Raw genomic sequence first — 15,437 nt, 5'->3', positions numbered from 1 at the left:
TTGAAGCAAGAGGAAAGCAGAGGGGATATTCGGGAACGTGCGGGCGGTTTGATCCACGGCGCCCTGTCCCGGTCCGCCGGTCATGATGCGCTATTCGCTCAAACGCCTCATGTCGCTGATCGTCAGCCTGGCCGTGGCCAGCCTGGTCATCTTCCTGGTGGTCGAGGTGGTCCCTGGCGACCCGGCCAGCTACATGCTGGGCATCAATGCCCGCCCCGACACGGTGGCCGCCCTGCGCGCCGAGCTGGGCCTGGACGTGTCGAAGACCCAGCGCTACCTGAACTGGGTCGGCGGCATGCTGCGGGGGGATTTCGGCACCTCCTACACCTATCGCACGGCGGTCGCCGGCATGATTGCCGAACGGCTGTGGGTGTCGCTGCCGCTGGCCCTTTATGCGCTGGTGCTGTCCACCCTGATCGCCTTTCCCGCCGGCATCTATGCCGCCGCGCGCCGGGGCAGGCCGGGCGACGTGGCGGTGATGGGGGCGACCCAGCTGGGCATTGCCATCCCGAATTTCTGGTTCGCGATGATGCTGGTGCTGATCTTCGCCATCAAGCTGCGCTGGTTCGGGGCGGGCGGGTTTGCCGGATGGGACAGGGGGGCGGGGGCGGCGCTGCGGTCGCTGACCCTGCCGGCCATTGCCCTGGCGCTGCCGCAGGCGGCGATTCTGGCGCGGGTGATGCGCTCGGCGCTGCTGGACGTTCTGGGCGAGGACTTCATGCGCACCGCCCGCGCCAAGGGGCTGAGCCGCCGGCAGGCGCTGTGGCGGCACGGGCTTCGCAACGCGCTGATTCCGGTGCTGACCATCATCGGGATGCAGTTTTCCTTTCTGCTGGCAGGGGCGATCATCATCGAGCAGGTGTTCTTCCTGCCCGGCCTGGGGCGGCTGGTGTTCCAGGCGATCTCGTCGCGCGACCTGATCGTGGTGGAGTCGGTGGTGATGCTTCTGGTCTTTGCCGTGGTCGTGGTGAATTTCGTCGTCGATCTGACCTATGCCGCGGTGGACCCCCGGTTGAGGAGCCGCACATGAACCGCAACCTGCTCATCGGCGCGGCGTTGTCGTCGCTGATCGTCGCGGCGGCGCTGGTGTCGTTCTTCTGGACGCCGTGGGATCATGCGGCGATGAACATTCCCGAGAAACTGCAGACCCCGAATGCGCGCCACTGGTTCGGCACCGACCATTTCGGGCGCGACCTGTTTTCCATGATCATGGTGGGGGCGCGGACCTCGATCGCGGTGGCGCTGGTGGCGGTGGGGATCGGCATGGGGGCCGGGGTGCCTCTGGGACTGGCGGCGGCGGCGCGCAAGGGGTCGTGGCTGGACGAGCTCATCATGCGCGGCAACGACCTGGTCTTTGCCTTCCCGTCGCTGGTCATCGCCATCCTGATCACCGCCGTCTTCGGTGCCGGTGCCGTCAATGCCATCATCGCCATCGGCATCTTCAACATCCCCGTATTCGCGCGCATCACCCGCGGTGCGGCGCTGAGTCTGTGGGAGCGCGAATTCATCCTTGCCGCCCGGGTCGCGGGCAAGGGGGATGCGCGCATCTCGGTCGAGCATATCCTGCCCAATGTGACCAACCTGCTGATCGTGCAGGGCACGATCCAGTTCAGCCTCGGCATTCTGGCCGAGGCCGGGTTGTCCTATGTGGGGCTGGGCGCCCAGCCGCCGCTGCCCAGCTGGGGCCGGATGCTGGCGGATGCGCAGACGATGGTCAGCTTCGCCCCGCATCTGGCGCTGATTCCGGGGCTGGCGATCATCGTCACGGTGATGGGGCTGAACCTGCTGGGCGACGGGCTGCGCGACTGGCTGGACCCGCGGCTGAGGGTGGTGCGGACATGACGCTGCTCGACATTTCCGGGCTGTCGCTGAAGATCGGCACGTTCGAGGTGCTGCGCGAGGTGTCGCTGTCGGTGGCGGCGGGCGAGATCGTGGCGGTGACGGGCGAGAGCGGCTCGGGCAAGTCGATGACGGCGCTGTCGGTGATGCGCCTTCTGCCGGAGCGCGCCGCCGCGCGCGGCGAGGTCAGGCTGGACGGCCGCGACCTGATGGCGCTGTCCGAGGACGAGATGTGCGCGGTTCGCGGGCGCCGGATCGGCATGGTGTTCCAGGAACCGATGACCGCGCTCAACCCGGTGCGGACGATCGGGGATCAGGTGATGGAGACGATCCTGGTTCACCGCGCCATGACGCGCGAGGCCGCCCGGGCGCGCGCCCGCGAGGTGCTGGAGCGGGTGGGGCTGCCCGCCGACCGCTTCCCTCTGTCGCGCTATCCGCACGAGCTGTCGGGCGGGCAGCGTCAGCGGGTGGTGATTGCCATGGCCATTGCCCTGCGGCCGAAGCTGCTGATTGCGGACGAGCCCACGACGGCGCTGGATGTGACCACCCAGGCGCAGATCCTGGACCTGCTCAAGGGGCTGGTGCGCGACATGGGGATGGGGCTGCTGATCATCACCCATGATCTGGCGGTGGTGGCCGGCATGGCCGACCGGATCGTGGTGATGCGCCGCGGCGAGGTTGTGGAAGCGGGCCGCACCGGCGCGCTGCTGACCCGCATGCGCCATCCCTATACGCGGATGCTGTTCGAGGCCTCCCGCCACCGCGTTGCCCTGCCTGCCCCGCCGGCGCGGCCCGAACCGCTGCTGGTGGTCGAGGGGGTGACGCGCGACTATCGTCTTCCGCGGCGGCGGCTGTTCCGGGACCCGGGGCATTTCCGCGCCCTGCGCAATGTCAGTTTTACCCTCAATCGCGGCGAGCGGCTGGGGCTTGTCGGCGAATCGGGATGCGGCAAGTCCACCCTGACGCGGGCGATTCTGGGGCTGGAGCCGGTGCAGGCGGGGCGCATCCTTCTGGACGGGGCGCCGGTCTGGACCGGACGCCGGTCCAATCTTGCGGTGCGGCGCCGGATGCAGGTGGTGTTTCAGGATCCCTTCGGCAGTTTCAACCCGCGTCATCGGGTCGAGCGGCTGATAACCGAGCCCTTCCATCTGCTGGACAACCCGCCGCGCGGTGCGGCCCGGCGCGCCGCGGTGGCCGAGGCGCTGGAGGCGGTGGGGCTGTCGGCCGGGGACGCCGGCAAATACATCCACGAATTTTCCGGCGGTCAGCGCCAGCGCATCGCCATTGCCCGTGCCCTGATCATCCGCCCCGATCTGATCCTGTTTGACGAGGCGGTTTCGGCGCTGGACGTATCGGTGCGGGCGCAGATCCTCGATCTTCTGGCGGATCTGTGTCGAAGCTACGCTCTGACATGGCTGTTCATCAGCCACGATCTTTCGGTGGTCCGGTCGGTGACGGATCGGGTTCTGGTGATGCGGGCGGGCGAGATCGTCGAGCAGGGAGACACGGAGGCGGTTTTCAACGGCCCGCAGCATCCCTATACGCGGGAACTGATCGAGGCGAGCCCGAAGCTTCCCGAGTTGCGGGCGGCGGCGGGGCGGGGATGAGGCCCGGGGGCTGGAATCGGCTTCGCCGATGCCTCCGGCGGGAGTATTTGGGGCAAGAGGAAGAGGCGCCGTGTGCGCCGAGGGGAGGGAAAGATGACTGATTCGGGCGCGATCTGGTTCGAGACCGAAGCCTGTCTGATCGGCGGGGAATGGGTTGCGCCGGCGGGGGGCGAGACCTTGCCGCTGATCGACCCTTCCGACGGGGCCGAGATCTGCCGGATCGCGCGGGGCGGTGCGGCGGATGTGGATGCGGCAGTGGGGGCCGCTCGGGCGGCGCTGGAGGGCGATTGGGGCGCCATGCCGGCCTTCGAGCGGGGTCGGATTTTGTCGCGGCTGGGGCGGCTGGTGCTCGAGCGGGTCGAGGATCTGGCCCGGCTGGAGGCGATGGATGTGGGCAAGCCGCTGAGCCAGGCGCGAAATGATGCCATCGCGCTGGCCCGTTATTGTGAATTTTACGGTGGTGCCGCCGACAAGGTGATGGGGCAGACGATTCCCTATCTGGCCGGATACACCGTCTATGCGCTGCGCGAGCCCCACGGGGTGACCGGGCATATCGTGCCGTGGAACTATCCGATGCAGATCATCGGCCGCTCGGTGGGGGCGGCGCTGGCGATGGGCAATGCGGCGGTGCTCAAGCCCGCCGAGGAGGCCTGTCTGACGGCGCTGGCCTTTGCCCGTCTGGCGCAGGAGGCGGGGTTGCCGGCCGGCGCGCTGAACGTGGTGCCGGGGTTGGGGGGCGAGGCCGGGGCGGCGCTGGCGGCGCATCCGGGGGTGAATCACCTCAGCTTTACCGGCTCGGTGGCCACCGGGGCGCGGGTTCAGGCGGCGGCCGCGGCGAATGTGGTGCCGGTGACGCTGGAGCTGGGCGGCAAGTCGCCGCAGCTGGTGTTCGACGATGCGGATCTGGATGCGGCCCTGCCGTTTCTGGTCAATGCCGGGTGTCAGAATGCCGGTCAGACCTGTTCGGCCTCGTCGCGGATTCTGGCTCAGCGCGGCATCTACGAGCAGGTGAAGGCGCGCATGGCCGAGGCCTATGAGGGTTTGACCGTCGGCCCGGCGCTGGAGGATCTGCGCATGGGGCCGCTGATTTCGGCCCGGCAGAAGGAGATCGTCGAGGGCTATCTGGCGCGGGGGGCGGATCTGACCGTGGCCGCGCAGGGGCGGATCGTGGATCATGCTCCGGCGGCGGGGGCCTATGTGCGGCCTGTGCTTTTTGCCGATGTGCCGCCCGATCATGTTCTGGCGCAGGAGGAGATCTTCGGCCCGGTTCAGGTGCTGATTCCCTTCGAGGACGAGGACGAGGCGGTGCGCATCGCCAATGGCACGCAATACGGGCTTGTCGCCGGGGTCTGGACCCGCGACGGCGCCCGGCAGATGCGGCTGGCGCGGCGGCTGCGCGCGGGGCAGGTGTTCATCAACAATTACGGCGCCGGCGGCGGGGTCGAACTGCCCTTCGGAGGGGTCGGCAAGTCCGGCCATGGCCGCGAAAAGGGCTTCGAGGCGCTTTACGGCTTTTCGCAGCTCAAGACCGTGGCCGCCTGTCACGGCTGAGCGAGGGCCGGAGGGACAGGCAGGGTGGGCTACAGTCCCGCGCGTTCCAGCGCCCGTTCCAGCAGCGGAGCCAGCCTTTCGGCCCATTCCCGTTGCCCGGCATGGTCGGCGATCAGGTCGTTGCGGATTTCGATCAGCACGTTGGGCCGGCCCGTGGCGGTGGCGTGGCGGTCGATGGAATCTCCGGGCAGGTGGCCCGAATAGGGTTCGTTGTCGCCCACGACCAGGTCCCGTTCGGCGTGGAGCAGCTCGAGCAGGGGGCGCGAGAGGCGTTCGTCCGCGGTGTGCAGGATGCCGATATGCCATGGCCGCGGCTCGTGCCCGCGCAGCTGGCGGGTAAAGCTGTGGATGGCCACGATCACCATGTGCGGCAGGGCGGCCAGCCGGGCCAGCTCGCGGTGATAGGGGCGGTAATATGCGTTCAGGCGCCGTTCCCGCTCGTCCGCATCGGCGTGGCGGTTGGCAGGGATCACCGAGCCGTCATAGAGCTTCATCAGCAGGGTGGGGTCGTCCTCGCCCCGGTTGGGGTCGATCACCAGGCGCGAGAAGTTGGCCGCGATCACCGGACCGTTCAGCAGCACGCCCAGGTGCTGCGACACGCCCCAGGCGCCGACGTCGTAGGCGATGTGGCGCTCCATGTCCTCGCGCGCAAGGCCAAGCGAGCCTCCGCCCACATCCGGGGGAACCGTGTTGGTGGCATGGTCGCAGGTGATCAACCAGCGGCCGGGGCGGTCTTCGCCGTGGATGAAATATGGGGTGTATGTCATCTGCCTGCCATCTCTTTGCCGGCAAGCTTTAGGGGAGTTGCCGGGGAATGAAAATCCGGTCATAACCCGGCCAGGCATGTTTGCGATAACAATTCGATTGAGACGGGAGAACCGGCATGAGGCGCCTGCGAAATGTGAAGATCGTGGCCACCCTTGGTCCGGCTTCCGACAGCCACGAGATGATCCGCGCCCTGCACGAGGCCGGGGCGGACGTCTTCCGGCTGAACATGAGTCACGGAACCCACGACGAGATCCGCGAAAAGCACCGGATCATCCGGCAGGTGGAAAAGGAGCTGGGCAGCCCGATCGCCATTCTGGCTGATCTTCAGGGGCCGAAGCTGCGGGTCGGGGTCTTTGCCGACGGCGCCGAGACCCTGCAGGACGGGGCGCGCTTCCGGCTGGACCTGGATCCGGCGCCGGGTGATGCCACGCGCGTCTGCCTGCCGCACCCCGAGATCTTTGCCGCGCTCAGGCCCGGGGCGACATTGCTGGTGGATGACGGCAAGATCCGGTTGCAGGTGGACAGTTGCGGTGACGATTTCGCCGAATGCCGGGTGGTCGTGGGCGGGACGATTTCCAACCGCAAGGGGGTGAACGTGCCCGATGTGGTGCTGCCCGTTGCCGCGCTGTCCGACAAGGACCGCGATGATCTGGAATTTGCCTGCCGGCTGGGGGTGGACTGGCTGGCGCTGAGCTTCGTCCAGCGCGCGCAGGACGTGGTCGAGGCGCGCAAGCTGGTGGACGGGCGCGCGGCAATCCTGTCGAAGATCGAGAAGCCGGCGGCGGTCGAGGCCTTCGACGACATTCTGGCGGTCTCTGACGGCATCATGGTGGCACGCGGCGATCTGGGGGTTGAGATGCCGGTGGCGGCGGTGCCGCCGATCCAGAAGCGGCTGGTACTGAAATGCCGCGCGGCGGCCAAGCCGGTGATCGTCGCCACCCAGATGCTGGAAAGCATGGTCAGCAGCCCGATGCCCACCCGCGCCGAGGTATCGGACGTGGCGGCGGCGATCTACGAGGGCACCGACGCGGTGATGCTGTCGGCCGAATCGGCGGCCGGCCGCTATCCGGTCGAGGCGGTGCGCACCATGGACAAGGTGGCCGTCGAGGTCGAACACGATCCCGCCTATGCCGAGCTTGTGGCGGCGACCCGGATCGCCAAGGGAAGCAGCACCGCCCATGCCATCGTGGCCGCCGCCCGCGAGATTGCCGAAACCACCGAGATCAAGGCCATCTGCTGCTTCACGCAAAGCGGGACGACCGCGCTTCTGACCGCGCGCGAGCGGCCCTTCGTGCCGATCATCGCGATGACCTCGCAGCGCGGCACCGCCCGGCGGCTGTGCCTGAGCTGGGGGTGCAACTGCGTGATGACCGGCGAACTGGAGCGCTTCAAGGGCGCCGTCATCAATGCTGCCCGCGCTGCCCGCGCTGGCGGTTTTGCCAGTGCCGAGGACCAGATCGTCGTGGTGGCCGGCGTGCCCTTCAATGTGCCGGGCACCACCAACATCCTGCGCGTCGCGCCCTGCGACGAACGTTTGATTTCCAACGTGGACCCGGAGTAGGCTTTCCTCGTTCGAAAGGTTCGTTCGTGGTGATGAGGGCTGGCAGATGGATGCCGACCTTGCATTGGTAATCGGTATTGTGCTGGGCGTGTTTTCCGTCCCGGCGATGATGGCAACCACGCGCGGCGGCAGGCTGTCCATATCTCCGGTGCTGATGGCGGCAATCGCGCTGGGGCTGGTGGTCTATGCCTTCAACCGGCATCCCGGAGGCTACGGGTTCGAGGACCTGCCTCGCGTGTTCAGCCGGGTCATTGCCCGCTTTGCCCCCTGATCCTGCCGGGCGATTTTCCCCTTGCATGACGGGGCGGGTTTGCGTAAACGGCCCTCCTGATCGCGCGGCCGGCGAAGCGGCATGCCGAGTCGCGTGTGCAACCGACCCCTGAAGGAGACGGAAATGCCCAAGATGAAAACCAAGTCGAGCGCCAAGAAGCGCTTCAAGATGACGGCGACCGGGAAGGTCAAGACGGCCCAGGCCGGCAAGCGTCACGGCATGATCAAGCGGACCAACAAGTTCATCCGCAATGCCCGCGGCACCACGATCATGTCCGCCCCCGACACCAAGATCGTCAAGGGCTTCATGCCCTACGACCGCTGAGCAGAGGAGGCAAGGACCATGTCCCGCGTCAAAGGTGGAACCAAGACCCACGCCCGTCACAAGAAGATCATCAAGGCCGCCAAGGGTTACTACGGCCGCCGCAAGAACACCTTCAAGGTCGCCAAGCAGGCCGTTGACAAGGCCAACCAGTACGCGACCCGCGACCGCAAGCAGCGCAAGCGCAACTTCCGCGCCCTGTGGATCCAGCGCATCAACGCTGCCGTGCGCGCACATGACGAATCGCTGACCTATTCGCGCTTCATCAACGGGCTGAACAAGGCCGGCATCGAGGTGGACCGCAAGGTTCTGGCCGATCTGGCCGTGCATGAACCCGAAGCCTTCGGCGCCATCGTCGCCAGGGCGCAGGCGGCTCTGGCCGCCTGACAGGCCCGGACAGGTGAACACCGCGAACCCGCATCCGGCAACGGAGGCGGGTTCTGCGGTTTTCAGGAAGCATCCCGCATGACCCGCCTCATACCGCGCAACCCCGATTTCGAAACCCATGTGCGCGAGGCCTTCGCCGCGCAGGGGCTGATGAACAATTTTGGCGCCAAGTTGACCGAGGTGGCGCCGGGCCGGATCGTCATCGAACAGGATTTCCATGAACGCCTCCTGCAGCAGCATGGCGGTCTGCATGGCGGTGCGATTGCGGCGCTGCTGGACACGGCCTGCGGGTTCTCGGCGGTGACGCTGGTGGCGCCGGGCAAGGGAATCACCACCGTCGAGTTCAAGACCAATTTCCTGGCTGCCGGGCTGGGCGAGAGGTTCCGCTTCGTGGCCGAGGTGCTCAAGCCCGGCCGCACCATCATGGTCAGCGAGGGACGGGCGCTTGCCATCGGCGGGGAAAAGGACAGGCTGATCGCCACCATGACCGCGACCATGATGGTGATCGACATCTGAGCCCCTTCGGCGGGACGGTCCCCGCTCTGGCGTCGCGGGGCGCGTTCTGCTTGTCTGGGGCGCGACCGGCAGGGAAGGGAAACGGCCATGCGGCTGGTGATCTTCGCAAACGGCTTGATCGTGCTCGGCGTGGCGGCCCTGATGGCGCTTGACGCCTTCATCTTCCGCGCCACCGCCGGCGTGTTCGCCGAGGCCGCCTTCATCTCGGGCCTTGTCGGCGGCCTGATCACCCTTGCGGTAAGAGGCGGCGAGCTGGCCCGGTTCCGCCGCCCGCATACCTTTCTGCTGACGTCCTCGGTGTGGCTCTCTGCTGCGCTGGCGGGTGCCCTGCCGCTGTTCCTGTGGAAACTGACCGCGGTGGATGCGCTGTTCGAAACCATCTCGGCGGTGACGACAACCGGTTCGACCGTCATGAGCGGTCTTGATGAAACCCCGCCCGGCATTCTTCTGTGGCGCGCCATTCTGCAAGGCATCGGCGGCGTCGGCTTCGTGGTCGCCGGCATGGCGCTTCTGCCGGTCCTGCGGGTCGGCGGGATGCAGCTTTTCCGCACCGAAAGCTCGGACAGGAACGAGAAGGAATTCCGCACCGCCACCCGCTTCGCCATGGGCACGCTGGGCACCTATCTTGCGCTTATCCTCGCCTGCGCGGCGGTGTACCTTGCTGGGGGCATGTCGTCCTTCGACGCGATAACGCACGCGCTGACGACCCTCTCCACGGGCGGGTTTTCCAACTACGACTCATCCTTCGGGCACTTCGACAGCGCCTTTCTGCAATGGTCGGCCACCGCCTTCATGCTGATGGGCGGGCTGCCATTCGTGTGGTATCTGCGCCTTGTCACACGCGGAACCGTGGCCAGCGAACAGGTGCGGGCGATGCTTCTGGCGCTGTCCGCCGTCATCGCGATCATGACCTTCTGGCTGTGGTTCAACAGCGGGTTCCTTCTGTTCGACGCCCTGCGGCTGGTGGCCTTCAACGTGGTTTCGGTGGTGACAACCACCGGCTATGCGACGACCGACTACACCATGTGGGGGCCGTTTGCGGCGGTGGTGTTCTTCGGCCTGACGGCGGTGGGGGGCTGCACCGGATCCACCGCGGGCGGGGCCAAGGCGATGCGCTGGATCATCCTGTGGCGGGCGCTCAAGGCCAGCATGCGCCGGGTGGTCAGCCCCAACGGGGTTTTCGCGATCCGCTACGAAGGCCGCCCGGTGGCGCCGGACGTGCTTCAGGGGGTGATGGCGTTCTTCACCTTCTACCTGGTGACGGTGGCGGTGCTGGCCGGGGCGCTGGCCCTGATGGGGCTGGACTTTGCCACCTCGCTGAGCGGGGCGCTGACGGCGATTGCCAATGTCGGCCCCGGCATCGGCGACAGCATCGGGCCGGCGGGCAATTTCGCCGATCTGGGGGCGGGGCCGAAGCTGCTGCTGGCCTTCGGCATGTATGTGGGCCGGCTGGAGATGATGACCGTCTACACCCTGTTCCTGCCCGGCTTCTGGCGCGAGCTGTGACCCGCAGGCCCCGCGCCGTCTGCGGTGCCCATGTGGAACTTGTGGCCCGCTCGACCTTGCGTTAGCAAGCACGCGTTTGATGCAAGGAGCCTGCCCGTGGACGATCTCGACGATCTCAAGCGAAAATATCTCGGCCAGATTGCCGATGCGGCGGACGAGGCGGCGCTGGAGGCCATCCGCGTCTCGGCCGTGGGCAAGAAGGGCGAGGTCAGCCTGAAGATGCGCGCGCTGGGGAAGATGACCCCCGATGAGCGCAAGCAGGCCGGCCCGGCGCTCAATGCGCTCAAGAGCGAAATCAACAGCGCCCTGGCCGCGCGCAAGGCGGCGCTGGCCGATGCGGCGCTGGAGGAGAGGCTGCGCGCCGAATGGCTGGATGTCACGCTGCCCGCGCGCAGGCGTCGGCAGGGCACCATCCACCCGGTCAGCCAGGCCACCGAAGAGCTGACCGCGATCTTCGCCGAGATGGGCTTTTCCGTGGCCGAGGGACCGCGGATCGAAACCGACTGGTACAATTTCGACGCGCTCAACATTCCCGCCCATCACCCTGCGCGGGCCGAGATGGACACCTTCTACATGCACCGCGCGGAAGGGGACGAGCGGGCGCCGCATGTGCTGCGCACCCATACCTCTCCGGTGCAGATCCGCGCCATGGAGGCCCACGGTGCGCCGCTGCGGGTGATCTGCCCCGGCGGCGTCTATCGCGCCGATTACGACCAGACCCACACCCCGATGTTCCACCAGGTCGAGGGGCTGGCGCTGGACCGGGACATCTCGATGGCGAACCTCAAATGGACGCTTGAGGAATTCGTCAAGGCCTTCTTCGAGGTTGACGAGGTGGAGCTGCGCTTTCGCGCCTCGCATTTCCCGTTCACCGAGCCCTCGGCCGAGGTCGATATCCGCTGCTCGTGGCAGGGCGGGACGCTGAAGATCGGCGAGGGCGACGACTGGCTGGAGATCCTCGGGTCGGGCATGGTCCACCCGAAGGTCATCGCCGCCGGTGGCATCGACCCCGGGAAATACCAGGGCTTTGCCTTCGGTATCGGCATCGACCGGCTGGCGATGCTGAAATACGGCATTCCCGACCTGCGGGCGTTCTTCGAATCCGACCTGCGGTGGCTGCGGCACTACGGGTTCGCGGCGCTCGACGTGCCGACCCTGCGCGGGGGGCTGAGCCGGTGACGTCACGGCAGGGAACAGAGGTTCGCGCCCGGCCCGAGGGTGGGCGCAATTCGCGCCCGCCCTGGGGGGCGGGTCGGGCGCGAACCGGGGCTGACGCCCCGGATATCGGTCTTGCGACGAAACGCATGCTCCTCAAGGAGACCCGGACATGAAATTCACCCTCTCCTGGCTGAAGGACCACCTGGACACCACGGCGACGGTCGAGGAAATCGCCGAGGCTCTGACCGATCTGGGCCTTGAGGTCGAAAGCATCTACAACCCGGCCGAGCGGCTGGCGCCCTTCACCATCGCGCGGGTGAAAAGCGCCGAAAAGCACCCCGATGCCGACCGGCTGAAGGTCTGCGTCGTGGAAACCGTCGATGGCGAGCGCCAGATCGTCTGCGGTGCGCCCAATGCCCGGCCGGGCATCACCGTGGTTCTGGCCCGGCCGGGCGACTACGTTCCCGGCATCGACGTGACGCTTTCGGTCGGCAATATCCGCGGCGTCGAAAGCCACGGCATGATGTGCTCCGAGCGCGAGCTGGAGCTTTCCGACGAACATGACGGCATCATCGAGCTGCCCTCGGGCGAGGTGGGCGAGAAGTTCGTGGACTGGCTGGCCGAGAACGACCCGGCGCGCATCGATCCGGTGATCGAGATTGCCATTACGCCGAACCGTCCCGACGCGCTGGGCGTGCACGGGATCGCCCGCGACCTGGCGGCGCGGGGGCTGGGCACGCTGAAGACCCGCAAACCGGTGACGGTGCCCGGCGACTTCCCGTGCCCCGTCAAGGTGACCATCGACGAGGACACGCGCGATGGCTGCCCGCTGTTTGCCGGGCGGCTGATCCGGGGGGTGCGCAATGGTCCCAGCCCGCAATGGTTGCAGGACCAACTGCGTGCCATCGGGCTGCGCCCGATTTCGGCGCTGGTCGATATCACCAACTACTTCACCTATGACCAGAACCGCCCGCTGCATGTTTTCGACGCCGACAAGGTCAAGGGCGGCCTGCGCGTGCACCGCGCCAGGGGGGGCGAGAAGATCGTGGCGCTGGACGAGAAGGAATATGCCCTTCAGCCCGGCATGATCGTCATCTCTGACGACAACGGACCAGAAAGCATCGCCGGCATCATGGGCGGGCTTGCGACCGGCGTGACTGGCGACACCGTCAACGTCTTTCTGGAGAGCGCCTACTGGAACCACGTCCAGATCGCGCTGACCGGGCGGGCCTTGCGGATCAATTCGGATGCGCGCTACCGGTTCGAGCGGGGGGTGGACCCCGAATACACCTTGCCGGGGCTGGAGCATGCCACGCAGATAATCCTCGACCTGTGCGGGGGCGAGGCCTCCGAGGTGGTGATTGCGGGCGAGGTGCCTGACCACTCCCGCGCCTTCCGGCTCGATCCCGAGCGGGTGAAAAGCCTGGTCGGCATGGACATCCCCGAATCCGAGCAGCGCCAGATCCTGACCCGGCTGGGCTTTCTCCTGGAGGGGAACATGGCCTATGTGCCCAGCTGGCGCCCGGATGTGCAGGGAGAGGCCGACCTGGTGGAAGAGGTCGCCCGGATCGCCTCTCTGACGAAGCTGGAAGGCCGGCCGCTGCCGCGGCTGACGCCGGGCGTGCCCCGGCCGGTTATGACCGTACACCAGCGCCGGGTGCAGGCGGCACGGCGCATGGCGGCGGCGCTGGGCTACAACGAATGCGTGAGCTATTCCTTCATCGACCGCGAGGCGGCCGCGCTTTTCGGCGGCGGCACCGACGAGACCATGCTGGCCAACCCGATTTCCTCGGAGATGTCGCATATGCGGCCTTCGCTTCTGCCGGGGCTTCTGCGGGCGGCGGCGCGCAACCAGGCGCGCGGGTTCACGGATCTGGCCCTGTTCGAGGCCGGGCCGGAATTCTTCGGTGGCGAACCGGGGCAGCAGAGAACGGCCATCGCCGGGATTATTGTCGGGCGGACGGGCCCGAAGGACGTGCATGGCGAGTCGCGCCCTGTAGATCCGTTCGACGTCAAGGCCGATGCCGAAGCGGTGCTGTCGGCGATCGGCGCCCCCGCAAAGGTGCAGGTTCTGCGCGGCGGTGAAGGGTGGTGGCATCCGGGCCGGCATGGGCGCATCTGCCTGGGGCCGAAGAAGGTTCTGGGCGTGTTCGGAGAGTTGCACCCCAGGGTGTTGCAGAAGCTGGACGTCAAGGGCCCGGTGGTGGGTTTCGTCGTCTGGCCGGACGAGGTCCCGCTTCCGCGCAAGTCGGGTGCCAATCGGGGGGCGTTGGCCCTGCGCGACCTTCAGGCGGTCGAGCGCGATTTCGCCTTCGTCGTCGATGCGGATGTGGAGGCGCAGAAGCTGGTGAACGCCGCGGCCGGGGCCGACAAGGCTCTGATCGAGGAGGTGAGGGTTTTTGACGAATTCATCGGCGGCAATCTTGGCGAGGGCAAGAAATCCCTTGCCATCACCGTGCGCCTGCAGCCGAGCGAGAAGACGCTGACCGAGAAGGAGATCGAGGCAGTGTCGGAAAAGATTGTCGAGAAGGTTGCCAGAGCCACGGGTGGCGTTCTGCGCGGCTGAGGGGGGCGGTCTTTCGGATCGCGTACGCGATCCGACCCGAAAGGGGGCTCTGCCCCCTCCGGGCCTACGGCCCGTTCACCCCCGGAGTATTTGGGGCAAAAGGAAGGGGCAGATTCCGTCCCGGTGACGTCGGGTGAATTGCGTGGCATGATCGGCCGTGACAAGGCAGCATGGGAGTAGCGGCCATGTTCCGGGATCGGCAGGATGCGGCAGAGCGGCTTGCGCAGGCAGTTGCGGAAGAAGCGCCGGATGACCCGGTGATTCTGGCGCTGCCACGGGGAGGCGTGCCCCTGGGTGCGGTCATGGCGGATGTGCTCGACGCTCCGCTCGACCTGGTTCTGGTGCGCAAGATCGGGATGCCGGGGCATTCGGAACTTGCTGCCGGGGCAATTGTCGATGGAGACACGCCGGTGTCGGTCTGGAACGAGGAGATCCTGCGTGCCTCGGGGCTGGCGCCGGAAGATTTTTCCGACCAGATCCTCAGGAAACGGGCCGAGATCGAAGCGCGGCGGGCGCGATACATGGCCGGAAGGGCGCCCGAGCCGGTGCGGGGGCGGACGGCAATCATCGTCGATGACGGGATCGCCACCGGGGCCACGATGCGCGTTGCCATCGAGGCAACAAGGTTGCGCGAGCCGGCGCAGCTGTGGGTGGCGGTTCCGGTCGCTCCTGCAGATACGATCCGCGAATTGCGCGCGCAGGCGGATCGGGTGATCTGCCTGGCCACGCCCGAGCCCTTCTGGGCGGTGGGCGCCCATTACCGCAGTTTCCCTCAGGTTCCCGATGAAGAGGTGATCGCGCTCATGCAAGGGCGGGCATGACGGTTCCGGGTGGCGTGGGTGGTCAAGGGATTCGTCTGGTCTCTCTGGATATGGTAGGCTTCAGCCCAAAGTGGTCAATATCTTGATGCCGGAACCATTGACCGCTTTGATCGTGAGCGTGATTGGGAGGGTGCAATGCTCAGGGAATTCAAGGAATTCATTGCCCGCGGCAATGTCATGGACATGGCCGTCGGGATCATCATCGGAGCGGCTTTTACTGCGATCGTCAAATCGCTGGTGGGTGATCTGATCAACCCCGTCATCGGGGCATTGGTGGGGGGGCTGGACTTCTCCAACCTGTTCGTGGTGCTGGGCGATGGTGGTCCCTATGCGTCGCTGGCAGAGGCGCGCGAGGCGGGGGCCGTGGTGTTCGCCTATGGTGCATTCATCACGGCGGTCATCAACTTCCTTCTCATCGCCTTCGTGGTGTTTCTGCTGGTTCGCTATGTGAACAAGGTCAGGGAGGCGGTGAACACTGAAGAAAAGGCAACACCGGCGCCCGATCCTGGGCCGACCGAGAAGGATATTCTGATCGAGATCCGCGATGCCCTGAAGAAGGGATGAT

Annotated in this window: 15 protein-coding genes; 14 read left to right on the top strand and 1 reads right to left on the bottom strand. The window is 66.8% G+C overall.

The window, feature by feature from the left end; genetic code table 11:
- The first annotated feature begins 82 nt into the window (after positions 1-82).
- From ACZ5CM_RS15220 to ACZ5CM_RS15205, 4 genes are all read left to right on the top strand, one after another.
- Positions 83-1,030: an ABC transporter permease gene (locus tag ACZ5CM_RS15220; protein WP_464639882.1), complete on the top strand. Its 948-nt coding sequence runs from the start codon at positions 83-85 to the stop codon at positions 1,028-1,030.
- The gene (locus ACZ5CM_RS15215) at positions 1,027-1,842 is read left to right on the top strand and encodes an ABC transporter permease (RefSeq protein ID WP_464639880.1); all 816 of its coding nucleotides are present in this window, start codon (positions 1,027-1,029) and stop codon (positions 1,840-1,842) included. The genes ACZ5CM_RS15220 and ACZ5CM_RS15215 overlap by 4 nt, the downstream gene beginning before the upstream one ends.
- Positions 1,839-3,446: an ABC transporter ATP-binding protein gene (locus ACZ5CM_RS15210; RefSeq protein WP_464639879.1), complete on the top strand. Its 1,608-nt coding sequence runs from the start codon at positions 1,839-1,841 to the stop codon at positions 3,444-3,446. The genes ACZ5CM_RS15215 and ACZ5CM_RS15210 overlap by 4 nt, the downstream gene beginning before the upstream one ends.
- A 93-nt stretch (positions 3,447-3,539) precedes the next feature.
- A complete protein-coding gene (locus tag ACZ5CM_RS15205; RefSeq protein WP_464639878.1) occupies positions 3,540-4,997 on the top strand; it encodes an aldehyde dehydrogenase family protein in 1,458 nt (485 codons plus the stop codon).
- A gap of 29 nt (positions 4,998-5,026) precedes the next feature.
- Here ACZ5CM_RS15205 and ACZ5CM_RS15200 read toward each other — a convergent pair whose 3' ends face one another.
- Positions 5,027-5,764, bottom strand: coding sequence for an N-formylglutamate amidohydrolase (locus tag ACZ5CM_RS15200; protein ID WP_464639876.1), 738 nt, complete (start codon positions 5,762-5,764; stop codon positions 5,027-5,029).
- 116 nt (positions 5,765-5,880) lie between these two features.
- On the opposite strand from ACZ5CM_RS15200, the gene pyk reads away from it, so the two are divergent.
- The 10 genes from pyk to mscL all read left to right on the top strand — a co-directional run bounded on the left by pyk (position 5,881) and on the right by mscL (position 15,436).
- Positions 5,881-7,326 (top strand): pyruvate kinase, encoded by a 1,446-nt coding sequence (gene pyk / locus ACZ5CM_RS15195; protein ID WP_464639874.1) that lies wholly within the window; start codon positions 5,881-5,883, stop codon positions 7,324-7,326.
- A 46-nt stretch (positions 7,327-7,372) separates the two neighbouring features.
- Positions 7,373-7,597 carry a hypothetical protein gene (locus ACZ5CM_RS15190; protein ID WP_464639873.1) on the top strand — a complete coding sequence of 75 codons (225 nt, stop codon included), beginning with the start codon at positions 7,373-7,375 and terminating at the stop codon, positions 7,595-7,597.
- A gap of 123 nt (positions 7,598-7,720) precedes the next feature.
- Positions 7,721-7,921, top strand: a complete 201-nt coding sequence (gene rpmI, locus ACZ5CM_RS15185; protein ID WP_464639871.1) for a 50S ribosomal protein L35 — start codon at positions 7,721-7,723, stop codon at positions 7,919-7,921.
- Between the two features lie 18 nt (positions 7,922-7,939).
- Positions 7,940-8,305 (top strand): 50S ribosomal protein L20, encoded by a 366-nt coding sequence (rplT, locus tag ACZ5CM_RS15180; protein ID WP_464639869.1) that lies wholly within the window; start codon positions 7,940-7,942, stop codon positions 8,303-8,305.
- 78 nt (positions 8,306-8,383) lie between these two features.
- A complete protein-coding gene (locus tag ACZ5CM_RS15175) occupies positions 8,384-8,821 on the top strand; it encodes a PaaI family thioesterase (RefSeq protein WP_464639867.1) in 438 nt (145 codons plus the stop codon).
- An 87-nt stretch (positions 8,822-8,908) separates the two neighbouring features.
- Entirely contained in the window at positions 8,909-10,327 is a 1,419-nt protein-coding gene (locus tag ACZ5CM_RS15170) for a TrkH family potassium uptake protein (RefSeq protein WP_464639865.1), read from the top strand.
- 96 nt (positions 10,328-10,423) lie between these two features.
- Positions 10,424-11,506 carry a phenylalanine--tRNA ligase subunit alpha gene (gene pheS, locus ACZ5CM_RS15165; protein WP_464639863.1) on the top strand — a complete coding sequence of 361 codons (1,083 nt, stop codon included), beginning with the start codon at positions 10,424-10,426 and terminating at the stop codon, positions 11,504-11,506.
- 148 nt (positions 11,507-11,654) lie between these two features.
- Positions 11,655-14,051 (top strand): phenylalanine--tRNA ligase subunit beta, encoded by a 2,397-nt coding sequence (gene pheT / locus ACZ5CM_RS15160; protein WP_464639861.1) that lies wholly within the window; start codon positions 11,655-11,657, stop codon positions 14,049-14,051.
- Between the two features lie 185 nt (positions 14,052-14,236).
- Positions 14,237-14,872, top strand: coding sequence for a phosphoribosyltransferase (locus ACZ5CM_RS15155; protein WP_464639860.1), 636 nt, complete (start codon positions 14,237-14,239; stop codon positions 14,870-14,872).
- 135 nt (positions 14,873-15,007) lie between these two features.
- Positions 15,008-15,436: a large conductance mechanosensitive channel protein MscL gene (gene mscL, locus ACZ5CM_RS15150; protein ID WP_464639858.1), complete on the top strand. Its 429-nt coding sequence runs from the start codon at positions 15,008-15,010 to the stop codon at positions 15,434-15,436.
- Position 15,437: the final 1 nt, after the last annotated feature.

The sequence above is a fragment of the Piezobacter thermophilus genome (genome assembly GCF_055386745.1).
The sequence above is the reverse complement of the archived record's forward strand: the minus strand, read 5'-3'. Positions and strand labels throughout refer to the sequence as shown.

Excerpts from the sequence above, each read along its gene's own strand:
- ACZ5CM_RS15220 (WP_464639882.1), top strand. The coding sequence starts at position 83 with ATGATGCGCTATTCGCTCAAACGCCTCATGTCGCTGATCGTCAGCCTG.
- ACZ5CM_RS15215 (WP_464639880.1), top strand. The coding sequence starts at position 1,027 with ATGAACCGCAACCTGCTCATCGGCGCGGCGTTGTCGTCGCTGATCGTC.
- ACZ5CM_RS15210 (WP_464639879.1), top strand. The coding sequence starts at position 1,839 with ATGACGCTGCTCGACATTTCCGGGCTGTCGCTGAAGATCGGCACGTTC.
- ACZ5CM_RS15205 (WP_464639878.1), top strand. The coding sequence starts at position 3,540 with ATGACTGATTCGGGCGCGATCTGGTTCGAGACCGAAGCCTGTCTGATC.
- ACZ5CM_RS15200 (WP_464639876.1), bottom strand. The coding sequence starts at position 5,764 with ATGACATACACCCCATATTTCATCCACGGCGAAGACCGCCCCGGCCGC.
- pyk (WP_464639874.1), top strand. The coding sequence starts at position 5,881 with ATGAGGCGCCTGCGAAATGTGAAGATCGTGGCCACCCTTGGTCCGGCT.
- ACZ5CM_RS15190 (WP_464639873.1), top strand. The coding sequence starts at position 7,373 with ATGGATGCCGACCTTGCATTGGTAATCGGTATTGTGCTGGGCGTGTTT.
- rpmI (WP_464639871.1), top strand. The coding sequence starts at position 7,721 with ATGCCCAAGATGAAAACCAAGTCGAGCGCCAAGAAGCGCTTCAAGATG.
- rplT (WP_464639869.1), top strand. The coding sequence starts at position 7,940 with ATGTCCCGCGTCAAAGGTGGAACCAAGACCCACGCCCGTCACAAGAAG.
- ACZ5CM_RS15175 (WP_464639867.1), top strand. The coding sequence starts at position 8,384 with ATGACCCGCCTCATACCGCGCAACCCCGATTTCGAAACCCATGTGCGC.
- ACZ5CM_RS15170 (WP_464639865.1), top strand. The coding sequence starts at position 8,909 with ATGCGGCTGGTGATCTTCGCAAACGGCTTGATCGTGCTCGGCGTGGCG.
- pheT (WP_464639861.1), top strand. The coding sequence starts at position 11,655 with ATGAAATTCACCCTCTCCTGGCTGAAGGACCACCTGGACACCACGGCG.
- ACZ5CM_RS15155 (WP_464639860.1), top strand. The coding sequence starts at position 14,237 with ATGTTCCGGGATCGGCAGGATGCGGCAGAGCGGCTTGCGCAGGCAGTT.
- mscL (WP_464639858.1), top strand. The coding sequence starts at position 15,008 with ATGCTCAGGGAATTCAAGGAATTCATTGCCCGCGGCAATGTCATGGAC.